The sequence below is a fragment of the Nocardia sp. Root136 genome (assembly GCF_001427185.1).
In the GTDB taxonomy this organism is placed as follows: domain Bacteria; phylum Actinomycetota; class Actinomycetes; order Mycobacteriales; family Mycobacteriaceae; genus Nocardia; species Nocardia salmonicida.
Genome location: NZ_LMFE01000001.1, coordinates 1128349 through 1150583, shown reverse-complemented (window position 1 = coordinate 1150583; position 22235 = coordinate 1128349). Strand labels below are relative to the sequence as shown.

General features: G+C 66.9%; 22 protein-coding genes. 10 read left to right on the top strand and 12 right to left on the bottom strand.

Features of this window, described 5'->3' with window-relative positions; genetic code table 11:
* Nucleotides 1–13: 13 nt before the first annotated feature.
* Nucleotides 14–799 (top strand): IclR family transcriptional regulator, encoded by a 786-nt coding sequence (locus tag ASD42_RS05520; protein WP_056811024.1) that lies wholly within the window; start codon nt 14–16, stop codon nt 797–799.
* A 7-nt stretch (nt 800–806) separates the two neighbouring features.
* Here the strand turns inward: ASD42_RS05520 and ASD42_RS05515 are convergent, their stop codons facing one another.
* On the bottom strand, nt 807–1514 hold the full coding sequence (locus ASD42_RS05515; protein WP_056811021.1) for a hypothetical protein: 708 nt from the start codon (nt 1512–1514) through the stop codon (nt 807–809).
* 102 nt (nt 1515–1616) lie between these two features.
* Here ASD42_RS05515 and ASD42_RS05510 point away from each other — a divergent pair, with 102 nt between their 5' ends.
* Entirely contained in the window at nt 1617–2513 is an 897-nt protein-coding gene (locus ASD42_RS05510; protein WP_056811018.1) for a poly(ethylene terephthalate) hydrolase family protein, read from the top strand.
* Between the two features lie 73 nt (nt 2514–2586).
* Here ASD42_RS05510 and ASD42_RS05505 read toward each other — a convergent pair whose 3' ends face one another.
* Both ASD42_RS05505 and ASD42_RS05500 read right to left on the bottom strand, forming a co-directional pair.
* Nucleotides 2587–3204, bottom strand: a complete 618-nt coding sequence (locus ASD42_RS05505; protein WP_056811015.1) for an isochorismatase family protein — start codon at nt 3202–3204, stop codon at nt 2587–2589.
* A gap of 13 nt (nt 3205–3217) precedes the next feature.
* Nucleotides 3218–4432 carry a CaiB/BaiF CoA transferase family protein gene (locus ASD42_RS05500; protein ID WP_056811013.1) on the bottom strand — a complete coding sequence of 405 codons (1215 nt, stop codon included), beginning with the start codon at nt 4430–4432 and terminating at the stop codon, nt 3218–3220.
* 158 nt (nt 4433–4590) lie between these two features.
* Here ASD42_RS05500 and ASD42_RS05495 point away from each other — a divergent pair, with 158 nt between their 5' ends.
* The gene (locus ASD42_RS05495) at nt 4591–5508 is read left to right on the top strand and encodes a hydroxymethylglutaryl-CoA lyase (RefSeq protein ID WP_056811010.1); all 918 of its coding nucleotides are present in this window, start codon (nt 4591–4593) and stop codon (nt 5506–5508) included.
* Nucleotides 5509–5530: 22 nt separating this feature from the next.
* Here ASD42_RS05495 and ASD42_RS05490 read toward each other — a convergent pair whose 3' ends face one another.
* Genes ASD42_RS05490 through ASD42_RS05480 form a run of 3 tightly spaced genes read right to left on the bottom strand, consistent with a single transcriptional unit; the run spans nt 5531 to nt 8984 of the window.
* Entirely contained in the window at nt 5531–6943 is a 1413-nt protein-coding gene (locus tag ASD42_RS05490) for an MmgE/PrpD family protein (protein WP_056811007.1), read from the bottom strand.
* Nucleotides 6940–7800 (bottom strand): cyclase family protein, encoded by an 861-nt coding sequence (locus tag ASD42_RS05485; protein ID WP_056811004.1) that lies wholly within the window; start codon nt 7798–7800, stop codon nt 6940–6942. The genes ASD42_RS05490 and ASD42_RS05485 overlap by 4 nt, the downstream gene beginning before the upstream one ends.
* On the bottom strand, nt 7797–8984 hold the full coding sequence (locus ASD42_RS05480) for a CaiB/BaiF CoA transferase family protein (RefSeq protein ID WP_056811001.1): 1188 nt from the start codon (nt 8982–8984) through the stop codon (nt 7797–7799). Before ASD42_RS05480 ends, ASD42_RS05485 begins: the two co-directional genes overlap by 4 nt.
* Nucleotides 8985–9122: 138 nt before the next feature.
* Between ASD42_RS05480 and ASD42_RS05475 the strand changes: the two genes are divergently transcribed.
* Nucleotides 9123–10592, top strand: coding sequence for a dihydroorotase (locus ASD42_RS05475; protein ID WP_056810998.1), 1470 nt, complete (start codon nt 9123–9125; stop codon nt 10590–10592).
* Nucleotides 10593–10636: 44 nt separating this feature from the next.
* Here the strand turns inward: ASD42_RS05475 and ASD42_RS05470 are convergent, their stop codons facing one another.
* A complete protein-coding gene (locus tag ASD42_RS05470) occupies nt 10637–11530 on the bottom strand; it encodes a DUF4437 domain-containing protein (protein WP_056810996.1) in 894 nt (297 codons plus the stop codon).
* Nucleotides 11531–11613: 83 nt separating this feature from the next.
* Between ASD42_RS05470 and ASD42_RS05465 the strand changes: the two genes are divergently transcribed.
* The 4 genes from ASD42_RS05465 (at nt 11614) to ASD42_RS05450 (ending at nt 14622) form a co-directional block, all read left to right on the top strand.
* A complete protein-coding gene (locus ASD42_RS05465; RefSeq protein ID WP_056810993.1) occupies nt 11614–12210 on the top strand; it encodes a TetR/AcrR family transcriptional regulator in 597 nt (198 codons plus the stop codon).
* Nucleotides 12207–12950, top strand: coding sequence for a maleate cis-trans isomerase family protein (locus ASD42_RS05460; RefSeq protein WP_056810990.1), 744 nt, complete (start codon nt 12207–12209; stop codon nt 12948–12950). Before ASD42_RS05465 ends, ASD42_RS05460 begins: the two co-directional genes overlap by 4 nt.
* Nucleotides 12951–13039: 89 nt before the next feature.
* Nucleotides 13040–13729: a hypothetical protein gene (locus tag ASD42_RS05455; RefSeq protein WP_131817094.1), complete on the top strand. Its 690-nt coding sequence runs from the start codon at nt 13040–13042 to the stop codon at nt 13727–13729.
* Between the two features lie 71 nt (nt 13730–13800).
* Nucleotides 13801–14622: a class II glutamine amidotransferase gene (locus tag ASD42_RS05450; protein ID WP_056810984.1), complete on the top strand. Its 822-nt coding sequence runs from the start codon at nt 13801–13803 to the stop codon at nt 14620–14622.
* 34 nt (nt 14623–14656) lie between these two features.
* Here ASD42_RS05450 and ASD42_RS05445 read toward each other — a convergent pair whose 3' ends face one another.
* From ASD42_RS05445 to ASD42_RS05425, 5 genes are all read right to left on the bottom strand, one after another.
* Entirely contained in the window at nt 14657–16363 is a 1707-nt protein-coding gene (locus ASD42_RS05445; RefSeq protein ID WP_056810981.1) for a SulP family inorganic anion transporter, read from the bottom strand.
* Between the two features lie 132 nt (nt 16364–16495).
* Complete coding sequence (locus ASD42_RS05440) at nt 16496–16723, bottom strand: three-helix bundle dimerization domain-containing protein (RefSeq protein WP_307591946.1); 228 nt, start codon at nt 16721–16723, stop codon at nt 16496–16498.
* Nucleotides 16724–16781: 58 nt separating this feature from the next.
* A complete protein-coding gene (locus ASD42_RS05435; RefSeq protein ID WP_056810979.1) occupies nt 16782–17909 on the bottom strand; it encodes a glutamate--cysteine ligase in 1128 nt (375 codons plus the stop codon).
* 65 nt (nt 17910–17974) lie between these two features.
* The gene (locus tag ASD42_RS05430; protein WP_056810977.1) at nt 17975–18406 is read right to left on the bottom strand and encodes a DUF7144 family membrane protein; all 432 of its coding nucleotides are present in this window, start codon (nt 18404–18406) and stop codon (nt 17975–17977) included.
* A gap of 542 nt (nt 18407–18948) precedes the next feature.
* A complete protein-coding gene (locus ASD42_RS05425) occupies nt 18949–19464 on the bottom strand; it encodes a MarR family winged helix-turn-helix transcriptional regulator (protein WP_056810973.1) in 516 nt (171 codons plus the stop codon).
* A gap of 92 nt (nt 19465–19556) precedes the next feature.
* On the opposite strand from ASD42_RS05425, the gene ASD42_RS05420 reads away from it, so the two are divergent.
* A complete protein-coding gene (locus ASD42_RS05420) occupies nt 19557–21662 on the top strand; it encodes an MMPL family transporter (RefSeq protein WP_056810970.1) in 2106 nt (701 codons plus the stop codon).
* Nucleotides 21663–21752: 90 nt separating this feature from the next.
* Nucleotides 21753–22196, top strand: a complete 444-nt coding sequence (locus ASD42_RS05415; RefSeq protein ID WP_056815501.1) for a DUF5990 family protein — start codon at nt 21753–21755, stop codon at nt 22194–22196.
* Nucleotides 22197–22235: the final 39 nt, after the last annotated feature.

Below are 22235 nucleotides of genomic sequence, written 5' to 3'. Positions count from 1 at the left end.
TTAGACTGTCGTTGTGCCCGAAATCGAATCCGACAACCAGAGCCGGTCGATCGCCGCGGTCGAGCGTGCCATGGACGTGCTGCTGCTGTTCGGCCGTAGCGGCCGGCCCGACCTCGGCGTCACCGAGATCGCCACCGAACTCGGTATCACCAAGGCCGCGGTGCACCGGATTCTCACCGCGCTGCGCAATCGCGACCTCATCACTCTCGAACCCGCCACGCGGCGTTACGCACTCGGGCATGCCGCCATCGCGCTCGGCCGGGCGTATCTGGCGCGCACCGATCTTCGGGTGATGGCCGCGCCGGAGCTGCGCAGGCTGGCGTCGGTGACCGGTGAGACAGCCACCCTGTCGATTCGCCGCGGCGACACCAGGTTGTACGTGGATCAGGTGGTGCCGGATCAGGAATTGCGGATGGAGGTCGTGCTCGGTGTGCCGTACCCGCTGTACGCGGGCAGCTCCTCCAAGGTGATCCTGGCGTTCCTGCGCAAGGAGGAGATCGACGAATATCTGAGCAGGCACGAGTTGACCGCGTTCACCGACGCGACGATCACCACGGCCCGCAAGTTGCGCACGGAACTGAACGCCACGAAGAAGCGTGGTCATGCGATCTCGATGGGAGAGCGTCAGATCGGGGCGGCCTCCATCGCCGCGCCGATCCTCGACCACGACGGCGGGGTCGTGGCCGCGATCAGTGTGTGCGGTCCGCTCTCGCGCTTCCAGCCGCGCATGGCCGACTGTGTTCCGATGCTGCTGAAGGCGGCCGGGGCGATCTCGGCCCAACTGGGCTACACGGTGTAGCCGCGTCTCACAGCTGGGCACCGGGCTTGACGACGCCGAGTGCCGCCGCCGCGAGCACGCTGCCCCAGATCAGCCACACATAGGGGAGGCAACCGTCGACGCTGCGCCGCAAGGTGCGCTCGACGGCCTCGCTCGACCCCTCGGTCATCAGGGTGCCGAAGGCCGCGCCGAAGGGGCGCAGGGTCATTCGGATGCCGAGCCCCGCGGCGATCGCCAGGGTGTACAGCAGAATTTTCGCGCCGAGCCAGCGCGGGTTGGTCGTGACGCCGAACGGCTCGCTCGCCAGCAGGGCGTAGCCGCCTGCTCCGGCCATGGTCGCGATCACCGCGATCCGGATGGTGAGGTCGGCGCGACGGATCGAGGAGACTTTCCCGTGCGTGCGGTGTGCCTGCACCGCCAGCGCCAACCAGCCCGCGGCGAAGATCCACACCAGCACGACCGACCACCAGGGAAACAGGGCGATGCCGAACAGGCTCGCACCGTGTGGCTCCAGTGCCATCAGCGTGATTCCGCTGGGTAGGAACAGGACCAGACAGATCTTCGGCGCCAGATCCAAGCCGCTCATGATCGTCAGCGCTGTGGCGCGGGCGGGCGGGGTGAGCGCCGGATCGATCACCGACCGGCTGGAATAGAACACGCCGAGATCGCCGCCGAGCCAGAACACGAACAGCGTCAGGTGCAGCACGATCCACCAACCGTGCGGATGTTGGCCCATGGGAATCCTCGTCCTCGACTTTCGGGAAACAGTGTTTCCAAGTACCGTTCCGCCATAGTTTCATACCGAAACGCTGTTTCTGCAACCGAAACGGGGGGCTCCATGCGTGCCTTCTTCCTGACTGTCTTCTGTCTGCTCTCGGTGACTGTGACGACACCAGCACCCGCATTCGCCGAGACCGGCGTCGCACAGTTCGAGACCCACATCGCCGGTGACGCGACCACGGTCTGGTATCCGCTGGGCGCCGATCGCGCACTACCGGTGGCGGCGGTGCTGCCCGGCGCTGATGTCAAGCGCGAGTACTACGGTCGGTTCGCCACCGAACTCGCCGGATACGGCTTCGTGGTGGTGATTCCCGAGCACTACCCGCTGCCGTTCGTCGACCGCAGCCTGGCCAGTGAATACTCGCTCACCGATATCGCGGCGTGGGCGCACGCTCAACCGGGGGACCCGTCCTCGCCGGTGCGAACCGTCGTCGACCCGGAAACCCTGGTGGCCGCGGGGCATTCCTTCGGTGGCGCGACGGCCCTCTACGCCGCCGCGAACCGATGCCAGCTGCCGTTCTGCTTCGGTGTGTCGTATCGGCACCCGCCCGAACTGCGCGCGATCGTCGGCCACGGCACCAACACCACGATCGGCGCAAGCGTGGATCCGGTGCGGGTGAACGACATTCCGACGATGCTGATCAACGGCACACTCGACGGCGTCTCCGAACCCGTCGAGGCCTACGACACCTTCACCCGATTGACCGGCGCGCCGACCGCGGCCTTCGTCAGACTTGTCGGGGCGAACCATTTCGGCCTCGTCGATCAGAACAACCCGCCCGGCGCCGCACCCGACCTGCACGAGTCGACCATTCCTCGTGATCAGTCGGTGTACGCCGCCGCACGGTGGACCGCACTGTGGTTCCGCGCCCAGCTCGGTGATGCCGAGGCGCGCGAGTGCATCGATCGCGCCGCCGCGGGATCCGACCCCACGGTGACCATCGAATTGCGCTGAAACACAGTGCGGTGCTGATGGTTCCGTCGCCGAGTTAGGCGGCGGAACCATCAGTCGATCCGAGGGCTCCGGTTCAGCGCAGTACCGCGAGGGCTTCCTCGAGGCCGAGGACATCGGCGTACTTGATGTCGAGGTCGGTGAGGTTGGCCTCGTGCAGGGCGGCGTCACGATCGCCGCAGGCGTCGGCGACGACCAGTGGTCGGAAACCGTGCTGCATCGCATCGGTCGCCGAGGCGCGCACGCAACCGCTGGTGGTGAGACCGACGATGACGAGGGTGTCTACGCGCTGGGCGGCCAGCGTCGCTGCCAGCGGAGTTGCGTGGAAAGCGCTCGGGTACTGCTTGGTGATGATCACGTCACCGGGGGCCGGTGCCGGGTCGTCGAGAAAGTCGCCGAGCGGATTGCCCTGCTCGAAGACCCGAAGCACGGGCACCTTGCGACGGAACAGCCCGCCGTCGGGACCATTCGGCTCGAAACGGACCCGGGTGAAGATCACCGGCAGCCCGGATTCTCGTGCCTGCGCGACCACGGCGGCGGCGGCGCGCACCGCGTCCTCCACCGGTGCGCGCAGCGGTGAGCCGTCGGTGACGTAGGCGGCGCAGATGTCGACCACCAGCACGGCGGGGGAGTTGCCCGCGCCGAGGCGCGCGCTGTAGCCGGAGCGACGGTATTCGCCCGCACGATCGGTCATGGCGGCCTCCTTCTCAGATGACGCCGTCGGCGGCGAGCCGGCCGATGGCCTTCTCGTCGAGACCGAGCAGGCCGCCGTAGACATCCTGGTTGTGTTCGCCGAGCTCCGGGCCGGGATGGCGCACCGATCCCGGGGTCTCGCTCAGTTTCGGGAAGACGTTCTGCATCGGCAGTTCGCCGAATTCCGGATGCGCGAGTCGCACGATGGCCTCGCGCGCGGCGAAGTGCGGGTCGGTGAACATATCTCGCGCGGTGAAGATCCGGCCCGCTGGTACGCCCGCCGCGTGCAACTGCGCGAGCAACTCCTCGGTCTCGAAGGTCGCGGTCCACGCGGCGATCAGGTCGTCCAATTCGGTCATCCGGGCGCCGCGGGCGTTGTGTGTCGAATACCGTTCGTCGGTCGCGAGTTCGGGGCGACCCATGGCCTTGACGAGGCGGGCGAAGACGGTGTCCTGGTTCGCGGCGACCAGGATCATCTCGCCACCGAGGGTGGGGTAGATATTGCTGGGTGCGACATTCGGCAGCACCGATCCGGTGCGCTCGCGCTGATACCCGGTGACCGCGAATTCGGGGAGAAGTGACTCCATCATCGCGAGCACCGCCTCGTAGATGGCCGAGTCCACCATCTGGCCGCGCCCGGTATTCGCGCGGTGGTGCACCGCCGCGAGGGTTCCGATGGTGGCGAAGACCGCGGCGAGCGAGTCGCCGAGCGAGATGCCCGCTCGGGCCGGGGCATGGTCGGGATCGCCTGTCACATAGCGAATTCCGCCCATGGCCTCCCCGATGGAGCCGTATCCGGCGCGCGGCGAGTACGGCCCGGACTGGCCGTATCCGGTGACACGCACCATGATCAGCCCCGGATTGCGCTCGCGGAGCCGATCGAACCCGAGGCCCCAGCGTTCCATGGTGCCGGGCCGGAAGTTCTCGATCACGATATCGGCGCGCTCGATCAGCTGCCGTGCCAGCTGCTGCCCGCCGGGATCGCGAAGGTTGCAGGTCACCGACTTCTTGTTCCTGGCCACCACCGGCCACCACAGCGACTTGCCCGCCGACTGCTCCCGGCCCCACTGCCGCATCGGATCGCCGGTGCCGGGGGATTCCAGCTTGATCACCTCGGCGCCGAGATCGCCGAGCAGCTGGCCGGCGAACGGTCCGGCGAGCAGCTGACCCATCTCCACTACCCGCAGGTCGGCAAGCGGACCCGTCGGTGTTGTCGCCTCGACTGCCATGTGGTCGTCTCCATTCCGTGGTGCCTGCGTCGATATCGCGGTGGACATATCGCGAACCGCCAGATTGGATACAATGTATCCCGTAGCGGAACAGACCGGCAAGATGGCGCGGCTGCCCCGCGCCGGGAGCGTTGTGTCGACAGCAAGCTGGAGGATCTGTGAACATCACGTTGGTCGAGGTCGCGCCGAGGGACGGCCTGCAGAACGAGCCGGTCATCATCACGGTCGAGGACAAGATTCGGCTGATCCGACGCAGCGTCGACGCGGGACTGCGCCGGATCGAGGCGGTCAGCTTCGTCCACCCGAAGCGGGTGCCGCAGATGGCGGACGCGGAGGCCGTCATGGCGGGAGTGCCGCGGATCGACGGCGTGTCCTACGCCGGGCTGATATTCAATGACCGCGGCTTGGATCGCGCGCTGGCGGCGGGTGTCGACGAGATCAATGTGGTGGTCGTCGCCACGGATTCGTTCAGCCTGCGCAACCAGGGCTGCTCGACCGAGCAGGGGATCGAGCGCTGGATGACGTTGGCGGCCAGGGCGAAAGATGCGGGGGTGCGCCGCACGGTGACGATCGCCGCGGCGTTCGGCTGTCCCTTCGAGGGAAACGTCGCCGAATCGGCGGTGCTGGAACTCGTGCGCCGAGTCGCCGAGGCGCAACCCGAGGAGATCGCCCTCGCCGACACGATCGGCGTCGGCATCCCGGATCAAGTCAGCGCGCTCGCCACCGGCGCGGCGAGGATCGCCCAGGATGCGGACCTGCGGTTTCATTTCCACAACACCCGAAACACCGGCTACGCCAATGCCGTTGCGGCGCTGAACGCCGGCGTCCGCATCCTGGATACCAGCACAGGTGGCATCGGCGGCTGTCCCTTCGCGCCCGCCGCGACGGGCAATATCGCCACCGAGGATCTGCTGTACACACTGGACCGGATGGGCATCGAGACCGGCGTCCAGCTCGAGCGGGTCATCGAAACCGGTTCGTGGCTGGGCGAATTGCTCGGGCAGCCGGTGCCCGCTCTCCTCGGCCGGGCCGGTCTGTTCCCGGAACCGGCCCGAAACGCACCGGTCGACGCGTAGCCGTTGTCGCCGCACCGCGTCGCTACCGCGCCTCCCGCAGCAGTGCCATCACAGCGTCCAGACCGGGCTGACTCGCCAGATCGGCGACCGCCTTGCTGATTTCGTCGGCCTGCTCGCCGGAGAAGGTGCGTTCGGTGTTGAGCCGGAACTTGGTGGCGAGTTCGGCTGCGGACAGCGGATTACCGGGGCCACCCCGGTTCACGTCGACGCGCTCGGTACGGACGCGACCGTCGCGCAACCAGGCCGTGAGAACAGCGGGGAACTGCTGAGGAAAGATCGCGTCGCAGCGCGGATCCGCGACACAGGTGACCCGAGCCGCGAGGGCGAGCCGGTCGGGGTCCGCGGCCGCCGCATCGGTGAAGTCTTGGTGGAACACTCCGAGGCCGCCACCACCGAGTAGTGCGGCCGCCACCGTGTACGGGCCGGAGAAGGCGGCGTGGTAGCCCGATTTCGGGCGGATCTTGTCGGCGTAAGGTTCGCCGATGGTGCGCGATACCGCGGTCGGCACACCGAGTTCGAGGCGCTCGATATCGTCGGCGGTGATGCCGTCGGCGCGCAGCCGCAGGGCCGCGTCGATGCCCGCGTGGGTGAAATGGTTGCAGGGGTAGGGCTTGAAGAACACGCCGGGCAGCTCCCAGCGGGTACCGAGACCGTCGAGGATCGCGTCCGGGTCGCTCTGCTCGCCGCAGAACGCTTGCAGCAGCCCGAATCGTCCCTCGAAGACCGTCGGCGGCCCGGTCAACCCGGCGCGCGCGAGGGCGGCGGCGGTGACCGCGGAGTGTGCGGCCCACCCGCAGTGCACCCGCTTCACCGTGCCGCCGGTGCGGTTGGCTTCCAGCAGACCCGAGCCCATACTCGCCGCGATGCCGATCGCGTGGGCGATGCCGTCGGCATCGGCGCCGGACAGCATCGCAGCGGCCGCGGCGCCACCGAGGGTGCCGCAGATGGCTGTCGCGTGCAGCCCACGTTCGAAGAAGACCGAATTGCCCAGCGCTTCGTTGTAGCCCGCCATGCCGACGCGGACCGCGATTTCCACCCCGACGGCGATGGCATCCAGCAGCGCGGCACCATCGGCATGGCGGGATTCGGCGACCGCGAGGGCGGCAGGCACTACCGTCGCCGAGGGATGCAAGACCGAGGGCAGATGAGTGTCGTCGAAATCCATGGCATGCGCGAGTGTTCCGCCGAGTAGCGCGGCACTCGCATCGGGCCAGCGTCCCGGCAGGCCGAGTGCCGTGGCCCGAGGTGCGCCGCCCCACTCCGTGATCACCGTGCGCACGGCGTGTGCCGGTGACGTCCCGAGCGCGGCGATGCTGTTGCCCAGCACATCGAGCACTCGCTGCGCGGCGTTGGTGCGCAGCTCGTCCCCGACGCCACGCTCGCGCGCCGATGCGGCGAAGGCGGCCACTCGCGCCACGATGGTGGCGTCGTTCATCGGCTGACCGCCGCGAGCGGGCGAATAGGGGAGCCGGTGCCGCCCACAATGCGCAAAGGGGCTAGCAGGAAAGCGAATTCGCTGATCCCGGCATCGGCGAGATCCTCCAGCGCGAGGTGCTCCATGATGTAGATGCCGGATTCGACGAGGAGCACCCGGTGCACCGGCAAGATGCTGTGGCCCGCTCCCGGCGCTATGCACTCGTAGGCGGTGGTGTCGGAACCGGTCGCCGACACCTCGTGATCGGCGAGCCAGTGGGCCGCGTCGACGCCGATCCCCGGGACTCCGGTTGCCTGGCCCAGGTAGGCGCCGGGTTCGTCGAACAGCCGCGACCATCCTGTGCGGATCAGCGCGACGTCGCCCGCCGTCACCTGGACTCGAGCCTGCCGGGCCGCCGCTTCCAGATCGTCCACCGTGATCTCGTAGCCACCTGGGAGGGTGTCGATCTCGTGCACCCGAGCGATGTCGAGCAGAACGCCGCGGCGCAGCATGCCGGGCAGATGTTCGGCGCCGTGCGCGCTGAACATGCCGCCACGCTGCGCCTCCTGCGCGTCGACCCCACCGTGCAATGCGCCGTTGTGGCTGACGTGGCTGAGCGCGTCGATGTGGGTGCCGACATGTCCGCCGGTCACGATGATCTCGTTGGCGGCCGAGCCGCCGTCGGCACGCACCATGTCACCATGTCGGCGGGCCAACGTCATGCGGAAGCCGGGATGATTCGGCGAGCACGGCATGCCGGTGAAGAAGGGCTGCCCCAACTCGATCAACCGGATATCGCCTCGCACGGCCACGATCAACGGATCGATGGCGGCTTCTTCGGGCACGGCGGACTCCTGGGATCGTGGTGTCGCTGTCATCGGATCACCCCGGCAGCGCGAAGCTCGGCGATGTCGCTCGCGTCGACGCCGTAGCGACCGAGTACCTCGTCGGTGTGCGCGCCCAAAGTCGGCCCGGTCCACCGTATTTCGCCCGGCGTCTCCGACAGCCGGAACAGGATGTTCTGCATACGCACCTGGCCCAGCTCGTCGTCGGGCAGCGAGATGATCGATCCGAGAGCCCGGAACTGCGGGTCGGCCAACACGTCGGCGGCGGTATAGATCGGCGCCACCGCGGCCTCGGCATTGTCGAAGGCGTGTATCACCTCCTGGGTGCTGTGCTGTGCGATCCAGCCCCCGACCGCCGCATCCAGTTCATCGGCGTGCCCGGCCCTTTCGCTGCCGGAGGCGAACCACGGGCGGTCGATGAAATCGGGTCGTCCGACCAACCGCACCACCCGTTCGGCGACCGATTGCGCGCTGGTGGAGACCGCGACCCAGCCCCCGTCGGCGGTGCGATAGGTGTTGCGCGGCGCGTTGTTCGATGACCGATTGCCCATCCGGGGTTGTAGCTCGCCGAGTTGGTCGTAGGCGATGATCTGTGGGCCGAGCAGGGTCAGGATCGGTTCGATGATGGCGAGGTCGACCTGCTGGCCGTGACCGTCGTGCTCGCGGGCACGAAGCGCCGTCATGATCGCGAACGCTGTTGTCAGAGCGGCGATTCCGTCGGCGAGCCCGAAGGGCGGCAGGGTGGGCGGGCCATCCGGTTCACCGGTCACGGCCGCGAAACCGCTCATCGCCTCGGCGAGCGTACCGAAGCCGGGCCGTCGCGCGTACGGCCCGAACTGGCCGAATGCGGTGACCCGTGCCAGCACCAGGCGCGGGTTGATGGCACGCAGTTCGGGGTAGCCGAGTCCCCATCGTTCGAGGGTGCCGGGCCGGAAGTTCTCGATCACCACATCCGCGTCGGCGACCATGCGCCGGAAGATCTCCTGGCCCTGCGGCGAGCCGAGATACAGCGTCACCGACTTCTTGCCCCGGCCGAGCATCTTCCACCACAGCCCGACCCCGTCGCGCTGGGCGCCGTGGCTGCGCACCGGATCACCGTTCGGATGCTCGATCTTGACGACGTCGGCGCCGAAATCGGCGAGCAGGGTGGCCGCCAGTGGGCCGGCGAACAGCGTCGCCACATCGAGCACCCGGATTCCGGCTAGCGACTGCACCATTGCTCACTCCTTCACGCCGCGAGCGTTTCCCGTACCGAAACGGTGAGGGAGCTCGCGACATTGACTACCAGCGCATGCTACTGCGATGATCGCCAAAGTGGAAATACTGTTTCGCACAGAGAAACTTGGAGGGTTGCTGTGCCCGCGACCGAACTGCTGATCCGCAATGCCCGCGTAGTACGTCCGCACGGCCCATTTTCGGAGAGTCCCGAACCCCTCGACATCGCGATCTCCGGGGGCTCGATCGATGCGATCGGCCCGAACCTGCCCGTCGATGACCGGACGCGGGTGATCGATGCCGACGGCCTGCTCGCTTTCCCCGGCGTCGTCGACGCCCACCAGCACTGGGGGATCTACCGCGATCTCGCCGCCGACACCGAGAGCGAGAGCCGGGCCTGCGCCCAGGGCGGCGTCACCACCTCGTTGACCTACATGCGTACCGGGCGCTACTACCTCAACCGCGGTGGTTCCTATCGCGATTTCGTCCCCGAGGTCCTCGACCGGATGGCCGGGCGATCCCAGGTGGACTACGGCCTGCACCTGGCGCCGATGACCGCTGAGCACATCGACGAAATCCCCTATCTCGTCGAAGAATTCGGCATCGCCTCGTTCAAGATCTTCATGTTCTACGGCGGCCACGGCCTGCACGGCCGATCATCGGACCAGGCCGAGTTCCTGATGATCCCGCCGACCGAACGCTACGACCTGGCCCACTTCGAATTCGTGATGCGGGGAATCCAGCGCGCCCGCGAGAAGTACGGCGACCACCTCTCGCTGTCGCTGCACTGCGAGACCGCCGAGATCATGGCCGCCTACACCGCGCTGGTCGAACAGGACAGCACGCAGACCGGGCTGCGCGCCTACAGTGCCTCGCGCCCAGCGCATTCCGAAGGCCTCGCGATCACGATGGCTTCCTATCTCGCGCACGAGACGGGCCTGGCGAACATCAATCTGCTGCATCTGTCGTCGGAGAAGGCAGTGGCGGCCGCGCTGACGATGGCCGAGGCGTTCCCGAATGTGAACTTCCGTCGCGAGGTCACCATCGGCCACCTGCTCGCCGATGTCGACACCGCCCACAGTATCGGCGGCAAAGTGAATCCGCCGCTGCGCGAGCGCGCCGATGTGGAGGCGCTGTGGCGGCACCTGCTGGCGGGTGAGATCGACTGGGTGGTCAGCGATCACGCGTGCTGCCGGGCCGAACAGAAGTTCGGCGCCGATCGTGAGGATGTGTTCCTCGCCAAATCCGGCTTCGGTGGCGCCGAATATCTGCTTCCCGGCTTGGTCGGTGAGGGACGCAAACGTGGCCTGTCACTGCAACGCATCGCCGAACTCACCGCGGCCAACCCCGCCCGCCGTTACGGGCTGAGCCGCAAGGGGTACCTGGCCGCGGGATACGACGCGGATGTCGTGCTCGTCGACCCGGTCACCCGATGGACGGTGCGGGCGGCGGACTCCGAATCCGCGCAGGAATACACACCTTTCGAAGGCTTCGAGATGACCGCGAGCGTCACCGATGTGTTCCTGCGCGGAAACCACATCGTGCGGAAGGGGCAACTGGTGGGGCCTGCGCACGGTCGCTACCTGCGGCGTGGCCCGGACGGCAGCTGATCACCGCCGCCGACCGCGCCGCGGGGAGCGACGGCGGTGTCGTATTACTGGTAGGTGGGGTCGGTCCACTGTCCGATGGAACGGGAGCGGACCGGCTCGACCAGTCGCGGTGCGAGGCTGTGCGCGAAGTCCGGTCCCCAGTTCGTCGGGTCGCCGGATATTTCGATCTTGGCGTTGTCGGTGTACCAGTCGACGAGATCGGCATCGGAGCGCACGATCCAGGTGCACCCGTGTTCCGCGTCGGCGGTGAAGTCGCCGTGGCGAATCAGGGCAGGCCGCCAGAAATAGGTTCCGGGCCACATCTTTCCGAAGTTGTAGTCGAAACCACCGTCGAGGCAGTAGGCCTCCTCGCTGCACGGGTGATGGGCGAGGGGTTCCTCGCGCCATCCGGGCTTGGCCTTGATGAGACGGGTGTAGAAGCCGGTCGTCACGTCGCGCTGCAGGAGCTTGATGTAGAGGCCGGGGACGGGGGTGCCGCCCAGGTCGAAGCGCATCGGGCTGCCGTCTTTGACGTCGATCCACGGCATCGCCGCGGTGTCGAGGACAACCAGTTTCTGGTCTTCGCGAACGAAATCGCGGTCCGCGTCGGCGATATCGAAATGCCAGTCGCCGCCTTCGCGGAAGAGCAGGATCTCGGTGCCCTCGGCCACGGAGACGGCCGGTGTCCACACCCCGGTCGGCGCCATCCAGAAGCCGTGGGGACCGAGTTCGGTATCGCCGATGGTGACCTGGCCGGACAGCACGTACCACTCGGTCGCGGCGTGGTGTACGCCGGCGGGCCGCGACCAGTCGCTGGTGAACCGGACCTTGAGCGAGGCGGAGCCGTCTTCCTCGTCGTAGCTGAGATTGCGTTGTTCGGCACTGCCGGTGGCGTGCTGGAACTCGGCGGGGTGCTGGATCAGATCGCGTTCGTCGATGATTTCGACATGTGGACGCATGGGGTCCTCCTGAAGCGAAAGGTAATTCCACTACAGAATGTACTGGTTATTAATAACCAAGACAAGATGTATCGTTTATTCCTGTGAGCAAGCCAGGACGCCCAGCCGGTCCCGCCGCCGAGACCGCACAGCTCGTGCTCTCCGCGGCCTTGGATCTCTTGCTCACCGAGGGCGGCGCCGCGTTGACGCCGCAACGCCTGCACGCGGTGACGGGCGTGGCCAGGACCACGATCTACCGGCACTGGCCGATGCCGCGTGACTTCCTCGCGGCCCTGATCGCCGTCGCCCCGCACCCAGGTCCGCAACCGTCCGGCGACCCGGCCGCCGATCTGCACGCCGAAGTCGATCTGCTGTGTGATCGCCTGCGCGACAAACCCGTTGCCGCCTTCCTACGCGCGCTCGTCACCGCCTCGGCCACCGATCCGGACTGCGTGCCGCTGCGTCAGCGTTACGTCATGGACTTGCTCGCGCCGATCCATCGTTCGGTCCGCGCGCTCGCTGTCGACGCCGAGTGCGACGTCGAGGAGGCCGCCATGGCGATTGTCTCGCCGTTGCTCGTCGACGCGCTGCTGCTCGACCGGGCGGCCGATCGGAGCCGGGCGCATCGCGCCGTCGACGACCTACTGGCGCGGGCTACCGACCCGGCGCGCCACCCGACCTCCCGAGGAATGAGCAGATGACCAACGCTGTCGGCACCCGAGCCGTCTTCGGTGTGATCGTGCCGAGCACGAACACTGTTGTCGAACACGACTATTGGCGGGCCGCGCTGCCCGGCATCACCTACCGTTCGGGATCGATGTACATCCCGAACCCGGTGATGGGCAACGACGAGGACTTCCAAGCCCTCCTCGGTCAGATTCGCACCTCCATCGATACCGCGGTGCGCGATGTGCTGACCGCCGAACCCGATCGCCTGGTGATGGGCATGTCCGCCGAGACCTTCTGGGGTGGGGTAGCGGGCAACGCGGCCTTCGAACTGCGCCTGCGCGAGCGCTCCGGATTACCCGTGACGACCGGTGCGAGTGCCTGCCGGGCCGCTCTCGAGGAACTCGGTTGCCGTCGGATCGCGGTGTTCTCGCCGTATCAGCCGATCGCGGACAGAGAGGTCGGCCGGTTCTTCACCGAGGCGGGATTCGACGTCGCCGCGATCACCGGACTGCGCTGTGCGACCGCGACGGACATCGCCCGCGTCGAGGCCGACCGGTTACGCGAGGTCGTCGCCGACATCGACGGACCGGATGTGCAAGCGATCGTCCAGGTGGGCACCAACCTGTCCTTCGTCGCGCTCGCCGACCAGTTGGAGCGTGAACTCGGCAAGCCCGTTGTCGCCATCAATGCCGCCACGCTGTGGCATGCGCTGCGCGAGCACGGCCTGGACGACCGTGCGCAGGGTGCGGGCAGGCTGCTGCGCGAGCACTGATCCTGTGGCGCGACCTCGCGAGCGCTCTTGTTTCTCTCATCGGAACGGTGTTTCCTATACGAAACCTTGTTCCAGGAATGGAGAATCGCGTGTTCGTATCAACTCGGCGTGTTTCCACACTCGCTCTCGCCCTGGCCGCCGTGGCGCTGAGCCCGCTCTCGGCCGCGCCCGCGGGGGCGGACCCGACCGACTACGGCAACCTGTGCATTCGCGCGCAGACGCAGACCGCGGATCTGCACCCGCGCAAGTTCGAACACGAGGGTGGAACCCTCGACAATGTGGATTATCCGGACGCGGCCGGTTTCGCCGCGTCCAAGCCGCAGCTTCGCCCGCTCACCACCACGCGGTACACAACCTATGAGGACGCCGGGAAGACCCAGCCGAAACAGGTGCGGTGCAAGGGGAAATCGGCCGATCACATCGCCGCCGAATACGGTGCGCACGTCACGGGCGAGGAAGGCACCTGCGCGGAGGTCAACGAGCGGACGGTGCGCGAGGTCACCAAGGATCTCACCCACGACGAACGAAAAGCGTTGGTGCACAAGTCTCGCGACATCGTCATCGACCCGGACACCGTCGCGGCGACCGGTCAGGAGTGGGTCGCCGAATTCCCCACCACGACCATCGATGCCGGCGGAGTCCTGCATATCCCGTCCAAGGCGTTGTACGTCCCCTTCGACACCCCCGGTATCCCGGAGGCGTTCAAAGGGCAGCATTACTGCACGCTGGTCGCGCACGCCTATCTGAAGCGTGTGATGCTCGGGCAGATCACGTCGTAAAAGCGTGCCCGATATCCAGGCTTCTTAACATCGGCGGTTCGGTCTGTTTGAATAGATGTATGTGCAGATGGATGGCTTACTCAGGGGAGCCGATTCTCGCTGAAGAACTGTTGTTCAAACCGCGGCACTCATTGATAGACCAGAGTTTGCATTCCCGACTCGGGGTAACAACGACCAACGGTGACGGTTTCGGGATCGGCTGGTATGGGGAGGGCGACGAGCCCACGGTGTTCAAGAGCATCGAACCGGCGTGGAACGATCGGAATTTGCGTGAGATCGCCGGTCAGATCCGGGCGTCGATGTTCCTCGCCCATATCCGCGCGTCGACCGGGACACCGGTGCAGCGGAGTAACTGCCATCCGTTCCGGCACGGGCGATGGCTGTGGATGCACAACGGAGCCCTGCGCGGGTTCCGCGAGGTCCGCCGCGACCTGATCACCGCGATCGATCCAGATTTGTTCTGCGACCTCGAAGGATCGACGGATTCGGAGACGCTGTTCTACCTGGCGTTGACCTTCGGCCTCACCGACGATCCCCTCGGTGCCGTCGCTCGCGCGGTCGGATTCGTCGAAGATGTCGGGCGTATGCGCCGGGTGGAGAATCCGGTCCAGATGACCGTCGCGACGACCGATGGAAAATCCCTGTGGATCTTTCGTTACTCGAGTGAACGACAGTCCAGGTCGCTGTTCTTCTCGACAAAGATCGCTGACCTGCGGGCTCTGCATCCGGAGTTGGATGTCTTGCACCGCCTCGGCGACCAGACCCGCTTCGTGGTGTCGGAACCACTGCGCGACCTTCCCGGCGCATGGAACGAGGTGCCCGAATCCTGTGCCGGAACAGTGCGGGCGGGGGCGGACGAACTGGTGGATTTCCAGCCCGTTTCGCCGGGCTGAGTTCGCGGGATCGATCAGTCGCAGTGGCGGCGGATCAACTGTCCGCGGCACGGTCGGTTCGATGGTGGAAAGCATCGACCGCGGCTTCGACGGTGGGATAGAAGTGCGTCCGGTTGAATCGATCACCGACGCCGAACCGGATCAGCTTGTCTTTGATCGGTCCCTTCATCTCGGCGAATTTCAATTGAATTTCCTTGCCCGCGAGGTAATTATCGAGATCGACGAGTTCGTCTACGGCCGTCGTGTCCAGATCGGTGATGGGTTCGGCGGCGATGATGACCCATTCGATCGGGGGCGGAGCATCGGCGACGACCGAGCGAACGTAGTCGTCGAAGATCTGTCCGTTGGCGAAGAACAGGGGTGCGTCGAACCGCACCAGCACCAGGCCCGCGATGCGCTGTCCGTCGGGGTGGCGTTCGACGTCGTGGTAGCCGGGACGGTCCGACGTCCGGACGAGTTCGGTGCGGTAGGGCTGCCAGGCCCGCGCGACCACCGCGACGAAGGACAGTCCGATCGCGACGATAATGCCCTGCAGCACGCCGACCAACGCGACTCCGACGAACGCGGCTGTCGCGAGGGCGAATTCCACCGAACTCATGTGCCACATCCGGACCATGCCGCGGATATCGATCAACGCGGTGGCCGCGACGATCACGACCGCCCCGAGTGCGGCGTCGGGCAGGTACGCGGTGAGCCCGGGGGCGAGCAGCACGAAGAGCAGAACGGCGAGTGCGCCGACGACGCCCGCCAATTGCGTGCGGGCGCCGCTCTGTTCGGCGACCGGAGTTCGCGACCCGCTCGCGGAGACGGGAAATCCACCGAACAGACCGCCCGCCACATTGGCGACCCCGATCGCCTTCATCTCGGTGCTGCCGTTGACATCTTCCCCGTGCCGGGAAGCGAAGGTCCGCGACAGCACGCCGCTGTCGGCGAACGCGATCAGCGCGATCCCTGCCGCGGGTCCGATCAGATGCCCGATGTCGTCCCAGCCGATGCCGCCGATGGAAGGCAGCGGCAGGCCTTCGGGCAGGGCGCCGACCATGCCGATGTCGTCGGTGAGTCCGGCGGCGGCCGAGATCGCGATAGCGCCCGCTACCGCGACCAACACACCTGGTATCGCAGGCAGCCACCAGCGGAAGGCCACGATGACAGCGAGCGTGCCGAGGCCGATCGCGGCCGCGACGGGATCGATATCGCTGTGGACCACGGCCTGCCAGATCTCGGCGATCTCGGCGAGCACGCCGGTGGCATCGACGGAGAAGCCGAGCAGTTTGGGCAGCTGCCCGACCACGACGATGAGCGCGATCGCGTTCAGGTAGCCGAGTCGGATGGGCTTGGACAGCAGTTCGGTGACGAACCCGAGCCGAAGGAATCCGCCGACGAGCAGAATGAGCCCGACGAGAACGGCGAGGACTCCGGCCAAGGCCAGCGCACGGTCGGGATCGTCGACGGCGGCCAGTGGTAGCACCGCGGCCGCGATCAGCGGGGCGAGTGAGGAATCCGGGCCGAGCACCAGGATTCTGGACGGTCCGACCACGGCGTAGGCCAGCAGCGGCACGATGGTCGCGTAGAGCCCGGCGTACGCGGGAAGTCCCGCTGCTTCGGCATAGCCCATCCCGGCGGGGATCAACAACGCGGTCAGGACGAGGCCCGCGGTGATATCGGCTCGCAGCCACGCACGACGATATCCGCGGGCTGTCGCGACCCCGGGTAACGCGGTGACGCGGTCCTTCCACGACATGGTCGGGTGCCTCAGCGCACTCGTGCGCGGGTGGAGGCGGTCGCCACCGGGCCCGCGTGCACCGTGTGCGTGGCGGCCATAGCTCGCCGTCCTTCTCTCAATGGGGGCCCTTCATCAGGGTGAGTGAATCAACTAGATCGTAGCCATGGACGGGACACTGTGCGGGTCCTCGCCGGTGACCTCGATCGGGTAGACGCCGACAGCTTGCCGAGCGGCCTTCTCGACGAGCAGTGGAACGAAATCGCGGACACGGGCATCGGCGAACCGCTCATGGATACGGCGCACCAGGAGCTCGATCTCCGCCGGTGACTCCGCGGGGAAACGGGCGATCAGGCGTTCGATCACCTGATCGATCTGCACAGATTCATTGTCGTCGCGCATCATCCACCGCCTGCTCGCTCAGGACTCACCGGTCTGGTCATATCGCCCACTGGGAATCGTCGGCTTCGCACCCTTCGACGGTCAGGCGCGAGAGCACATCCACGACGTCGGCCGGGCCGCCGGCCACCAGGGCACCGCGTTGCCGGACGGCGCCGTTGCCGCCGGTGAGTACTGCCGCCGACGCGTCGCGGGTGAATTCGTAGTCACCGGATTCCTCCAGGGCGCAACGGACGTGGCAGAGCAGTTGGGTGAGGGCTGTGGGGAATCGCGTGCCGGAGAGGCCGTCGCGGGCGGCGTAGCTGCACGCTGAGCGCAGGCGCGCGCCGGCGATCGGAACGGCGAGGTGCCCACGGTCGACGGCGGCGACCGAGGTGATGACAAGGGCCCGCACGAAACTCGCCAACAGGGCGGTTTCCACGACGGTGGCGGGCACGTCGCTGATCCGGATTTCGATGGTGGGCAGGTGGGCGGACAATCGAATATCCCAATAGACCATCGCGGGATCGAGGATCTGTCCGTCTCGCGCGAGTCGGGCGACGACGTCGTCGTAGTGCGCTGCTGACCGGAAATACGGTGGTGGTCCCGCGCTCGGCCACTGCGCCCACACCATGTGGCGCCAACTGGCGTGCCCGGTATCGATGCCCTCGGTGATCGGCGAATTCGCTGTCAACGCCAGCAGGGTGGGCAGCCATTGCCGTAGGTGATTGCTGACCTGCACCGCGAGGTCGCGCTCGGGGACGCAGACATGGACATGGCAACCGCAGGTCACCTGCTCGGCCGGCGCCCCGAAGTGTTCGGCCATGCGCCGGTATCTCGGCGTGTCGGTGATGGAACCGGTAGGCGGGCCCCAGATCGGCACCCCCACCGCCAGCGGAAGCGAACCGGACCGAGCCGCGGCGGCGATGATCGCGACCCTGGCCCGTCGAACCTCGCGATGTACCTCCTCGATACTCGCGCAGACGGGGGTGCAGGTCTCGATCTGGCATTGCGAGAGTTCCAGCTGCACATCGACGCCGGTCTCGGCTGCCGCCACGGTGGTGTTGGTCAGGGACGGGCATCCGGTGGCCGGGTCGATCAGCACGAACTCTTCCTCGACGCCGACGGTGTACGCGCCGACATCGTTGTGGTGCAACCGATCGCGTTGGTCGATCGACAGGGACGCCATCGTTCCTCCTGGTCGGCGCCTCGCTCACCCGTGGACAAGCTATCGGGGAGACATCCGACGAGGACTCAGCGTTCGGGTCGCCAGGTGGAGACAGCCCAGATGATCACGACACTCAGCGCGATGATCACGATGGACCAGGCCGGGTAGTAGGGCAGCGACATGAAGTTCGCGACAATGACCAACGCGGCGATTCCCAGCGCGCCGTATCGACCCCACGTCGATCCGATCGCAAGGCCGATGCCGCAGATCAGCGCGAGGGCGCCGAGCACGACATGAACCCAGCCCCACGTCGTGGTGTCGAACTCGTAGACGTATTCGATGCCGGCCACATACAGCTGGTCGTCCGCGATCGCGGAGATCCCTTGCAGAATGGAGACCGCCGCCACAATGACGAGCATGAACGCGGCCGAGATGGATATCCCCTCGGCGATGGCCTGCCGCTGGAAGGGCTCTGCCTCGGGCGTGACGTCGTGCACCGCAGATGTGTTGCTGGTCATGTCGACTCCTCGGTGATGCTGAGGACCGCCCACTCGACACCAAGCGATCCGCCGTTTGAATGGATGCAGGTCCTGTCGGAAACTTCTACATGTTCGAATCCATTGTCAGTGGACCACCTGTGGTGGTTGTAGTGACGACGAGGGTGATGCTCCCTCTTTTTTCGCGCGCGAGTGTTAGCTCGGTGTCGTGGTGCATCATCGAGAATCGCATGCCCACGAAATGGTCTGCAGGGGTGCAGTATCCACATTCGTGGGTTGCCCAGAGTTTACCGAATTGGATTCCTTTTAACAAGAAGCGGCGCAATCGCGAAAGATGAATGCGATCGGGCGACCGGCTGTTGGCCGGTAAAGATCGGTGCTCACGAGGTGTCACGATCCGCCACCCGAAGTGGGGGACGCCCCGGTTCGACCGAGACCACCTATCGATCGAATCGATTGCCGGACAATTGCCGATCGAATGCTGACGTGTGCACCCGGTCTGCGCGTTACGGGCGAGAGTTAGCGTTCGGCTGAATCGGCGGCGTCAGCTCGGGCCGTGGCGCTTATTCGGCAGGATTCCCCGACGCCGGTAGCTCGGCGTAGAACTCGCGGAGCGCTGAGGTGACGCCGACGAGTACGCGGTGGGCGGCGGTCAGGTCGGCATCGGGCAGTGCGGCCAGCGCGGCGCGGGTGCGGGCGCTGAGCGGTCCGAAGAATCCGGACGCGACCGACATGCCGTGGTCGGTATAGCTCAGGTTGACTCGCCGTCGGTCCGTCGGGTCGGACATGCGTTCGAGGTGCCCGGATTCGATCATGCGCTCGACCAGGTAGGTGACGGCCGGTGCGGAGACACCCATCAACCTGCTCAACTGGCCCGCGCTCACCGGCGAGCCCTCCGCGTCGGCGGTCGCGACATGCATCAGGGCGCGGAAATCGTTCGGGCGCAGGTCGTGAGATCGCGCGAAGGCATGACCGATCTGTTCGGAGATCGCGGTCAGGGCACGCAGATCCCTGGCTATCTCGGTCTCCAACTCCGGCCGACCGACGGCTGGTTCTGTGTCGGCGGTGTCGTCATCCACGCGCGATCTCCTGTCTCTGCTCGACAGAGAGCTTAGCTGCCGCAACCATGGGCTTTGCCGATTGCTTAAGTTTCTGAAATAGTTTTCTTGTGATGCGAGCGAGCAGAGGAAACGGATGGGACCGCTTCGCCGGGCTGGTCACCGGCAGACGATCGTGGGCTGTGTTGCTGGTTGTCGTCGCGGCCGCCATGGCCGTGATGGGGCTGGCGGGCAGCAACGACAGCGCGGGCCAGGCGCCGGTATCCTTGCCCAAGTCGGCGGAATCGGCCTCGGCCGCCGAAGCCGCCGCCAAGTTTCCCGATGCCGGAACGGCTGCGGCGATCCTGGTGGCGACGCGCACCGATGACGGCACGCTGACGCCCGGCGACCTCGCTGCGGTGAACGCGGCGCTTACCAGGGTCGGCGTCTCGCCGACTGACGGCGCCCGGGTGATTCCGGCTCCCGACGGACGTGCCGTGCTCGCCCAGATTCCGGTGTCCGCGCAGCTCAACGGGTTCGCGCTCACCGACCGGATCGGCGAACTGCGCACCCAGGTCACCACCGATCTACCCGATACCCTGCGCGTGCAGATCACCGGCGGCCCGGCGTTCGGCGCCGACATCGCAGACTCCTTCTCCGGTGCGAACTCGCTGTTGCTGATCGTCACCGCGATCGTGGTGATGGTCTTGCTCATCGTCACCTATCGCTCGCCGGTGTTGTGGCTGGTGCCGTTGACGGTGGTCGCCTTCGCCGACCGCGTCGCCACCAGCGTCGGCACGCTGTTGGCCGACGTGACCGGACTCTCTTTCGACGGCTCGACTTCCGGCATCACCAGCGTTCTGGTCTTCGGGGCGGGAACCAATTACGCGTTGCTGTTGGTGTCGCGATACCGCGACGAACTGCATCGGCACACCGACCATCGCGCGGCGTTGCGCGCCGCGGTGCGTCGTGCCGCGCCCGCCATCGTCGCCAGCAATGTCACCGTTGTCCTCGCTCTGCTCACCCTGCTGTTGGCGCTGCTGCCCAACACCCGCAGCCTCGGCGCCTTCGCCGCGGCGGGTCTCGTGGTCGCGTTGATCTTCGTGCTCGCCGCGTTGCCGCCCCTGCTGGCACTGTGCGGGCGGCGGGTGTTCTGGCCGTTCGTGCCGCTGGCGGACGGTCGCGATACGGCCGAGCAGGGCATCTGGGCGAGTGTCGCGACGCAGGTCGTGCGACGCCCGGCCATCGTCGCCGGGGCGGCCTCGGCGGTGCTGATCGTCTTCGCGACCGGACTCGCGACCACCGACATCGGCCTCTCGCGGACCGAGCAGTTCCGGGTCGAGGCCGAGTCGGTCGACGGACTGGAGACGATGGCCGAACACTTCCCGTCGGGCTCCTCGGATCCGGCTGTGGTGATCGCGCGCAGCGCGACCACCGCGCAGACGCAGGCGGCACTGGACGGTGTGCAGGGCGTTTCGCGCGCCACCGCCACCGGCACGTCCGCGAGCGGTTCGACGCGGTGGTCGGTCGTTCTGAACGCCGCACCGGGTTCGGCGGAAGCGTTCACCACCATCTCGGCGATCAGGACAGCGGTCGGCGGGGTTCCCGGAGCCGAGGCCCTCGTCGGCGGTTCCGACGCCGAGGCACTCGACATCCGCGACGCCGCCCGCCGAGACCAGGCGCTGGTCATTCCGCTGATCCTCGCCGTCGTGCTGCTGGTGTTGCTGGCGCTCCTACGCGCGGTGCCCGCCGCCGTGCTGCTCGTCGGCGTCACGGTACTCAGCGCAGTCGCCGCGCTCGGGGCGGGCAGCTGGATCAGTGGCACGGTCTTCGGCTTCCCCGCGCTGGACACCAACGTGCCGCTGTTCGGCTTCCTGTTCCTGGTCGCGCTGGGTGTGGACTACACGATCTTCCTGGTGACCAGGGCGCGCGAGGAGGCAGGTACCCACGGCACCACTCAGGGGATGGTGCGCGCCGTCGCCTCCACTGGGGCCGTCATCACGAGCGCCGGTGTCGTCCTCGCCGCGGTGTTCTGTGTTCTCGGTGTGCTGCCATTGATCACCCTGACCCAGCTGGGCATCGTGGTCGGAATCGGCATCCTGCTCGATACGTTCGTGGTGCGGACGTTGGTCGTCCCCGCGCTGTTCGCGCTGCTCGGCGACAAGGTGTGGTGGCCGGGAGCGCCGACGAAGGCTGTGGCGGCGTCGCCCGCTTCGAGGAAAACAGCCGACGTGAGCTGATCGTCACACCGCCCGGTCGAGGTCGGCACCCTACGTGCCGACCTCGACCAGCGGTGTCCTTCGGTCGGTCAGATGCACGAGGATGGTCGGATGCTCATCCGAATCGTGGGGACGCAACTGCCAGGGTTGTCCTGCCGACCGCCGGGTATCGAGACGGCGTACTCGAACATCCACGTGGGCGTGCAGCGGAAGAATCGTCCGCAGGAGTTGCTCGACCTGCAGCGTGGCGACGCGGATTCCGTCACGTGGACTGTGGAGTGCACCGTCGACGGCGCCGACGTCCGCGGACCCTATATCCAGGGCAGACCAGGGGAGCGCTTCCTCTACCTCAGCTGGGGCACCGTCGACGACGCCGGAACCGTCACCATGTTCCGGCGGGCCAAACTGATGCTCGCCGACGTGCCTGCCGAGGTTCTGGCTGCCGCGACGGAATCGGGAGTGCTCGAGGCTCGACTCGGTCTCACCGATACGACCGGAAACCCGTTGTGCGCGAGGGTTAAACCAGCCCAGATCCGCTGGACTGCCGGGACCTGACCGCGGTGCCCGCCTCGATCGTCGGGCGCCGACACACCC

Coding starts and splice junctions, on each gene's coding strand:
- ASD42_RS05515 (WP_056811021.1), bottom strand. CDS start 1,514: ATGGGCCAACATCCGCACGGTTGGTGGATCGTGCTGCACCTGACGCTG.
- ASD42_RS05460 (WP_056810990.1), top strand. CDS start 12,207: ATGACCAACGCTGTCGGCACCCGAGCCGTCTTCGGTGTGATCGTGCCG.
- ASD42_RS05485 (WP_056811004.1), bottom strand. CDS start 7,800: ATGACAGCGACACCACGATCCCAGGAGTCCGCCGTGCCCGAAGAAGCC.
- ASD42_RS05510 (WP_056811018.1), top strand. CDS start 1,617: ATGCGTGCCTTCTTCCTGACTGTCTTCTGTCTGCTCTCGGTGACTGTG.
- ASD42_RS05420 (WP_056810970.1), top strand. CDS start 19,557: ATGCGAGCGAGCAGAGGAAACGGATGGGACCGCTTCGCCGGGCTGGTC.
- ASD42_RS05430 (WP_056810977.1), bottom strand. CDS start 18,406: ATGACCAGCAACACATCTGCGGTGCACGACGTCACGCCCGAGGCAGAG.
- ASD42_RS05500 (WP_056811013.1), bottom strand. CDS start 4,432: ATGGCAGTCGAGGCGACAACACCGACGGGTCCGCTTGCCGACCTGCGG.
- ASD42_RS05450 (WP_056810984.1), top strand. CDS start 13,801: ATGGCTTACTCAGGGGAGCCGATTCTCGCTGAAGAACTGTTGTTCAAA.
- ASD42_RS05490 (WP_056811007.1), bottom strand. CDS start 6,943: ATGAACGACGCCACCATCGTGGCGCGAGTGGCCGCCTTCGCCGCATCG.
- ASD42_RS05505 (WP_056811015.1), bottom strand. CDS start 3,204: ATGACCGATCGTGCGGGCGAATACCGTCGCTCCGGCTACAGCGCGCGC.
- ASD42_RS05445 (WP_056810981.1), bottom strand. CDS start 16,363: ATGTCGTGGAAGGACCGCGTCACCGCGTTACCCGGGGTCGCGACAGCC.
- ASD42_RS05435 (WP_056810979.1), bottom strand. CDS start 17,909: ATGGCGTCCCTGTCGATCGACCAACGCGATCGGTTGCACCACAACGAT.
- ASD42_RS05480 (WP_056811001.1), bottom strand. CDS start 8,984: ATGGTGCAGTCGCTAGCCGGAATCCGGGTGCTCGATGTGGCGACGCTG.
- ASD42_RS05470 (WP_056810996.1), bottom strand. CDS start 11,530: ATGCGTCCACATGTCGAAATCATCGACGAACGCGATCTGATCCAGCAC.
- ASD42_RS05415 (WP_056815501.1), top strand. CDS start 21,753: ATGCTCATCCGAATCGTGGGGACGCAACTGCCAGGGTTGTCCTGCCGA.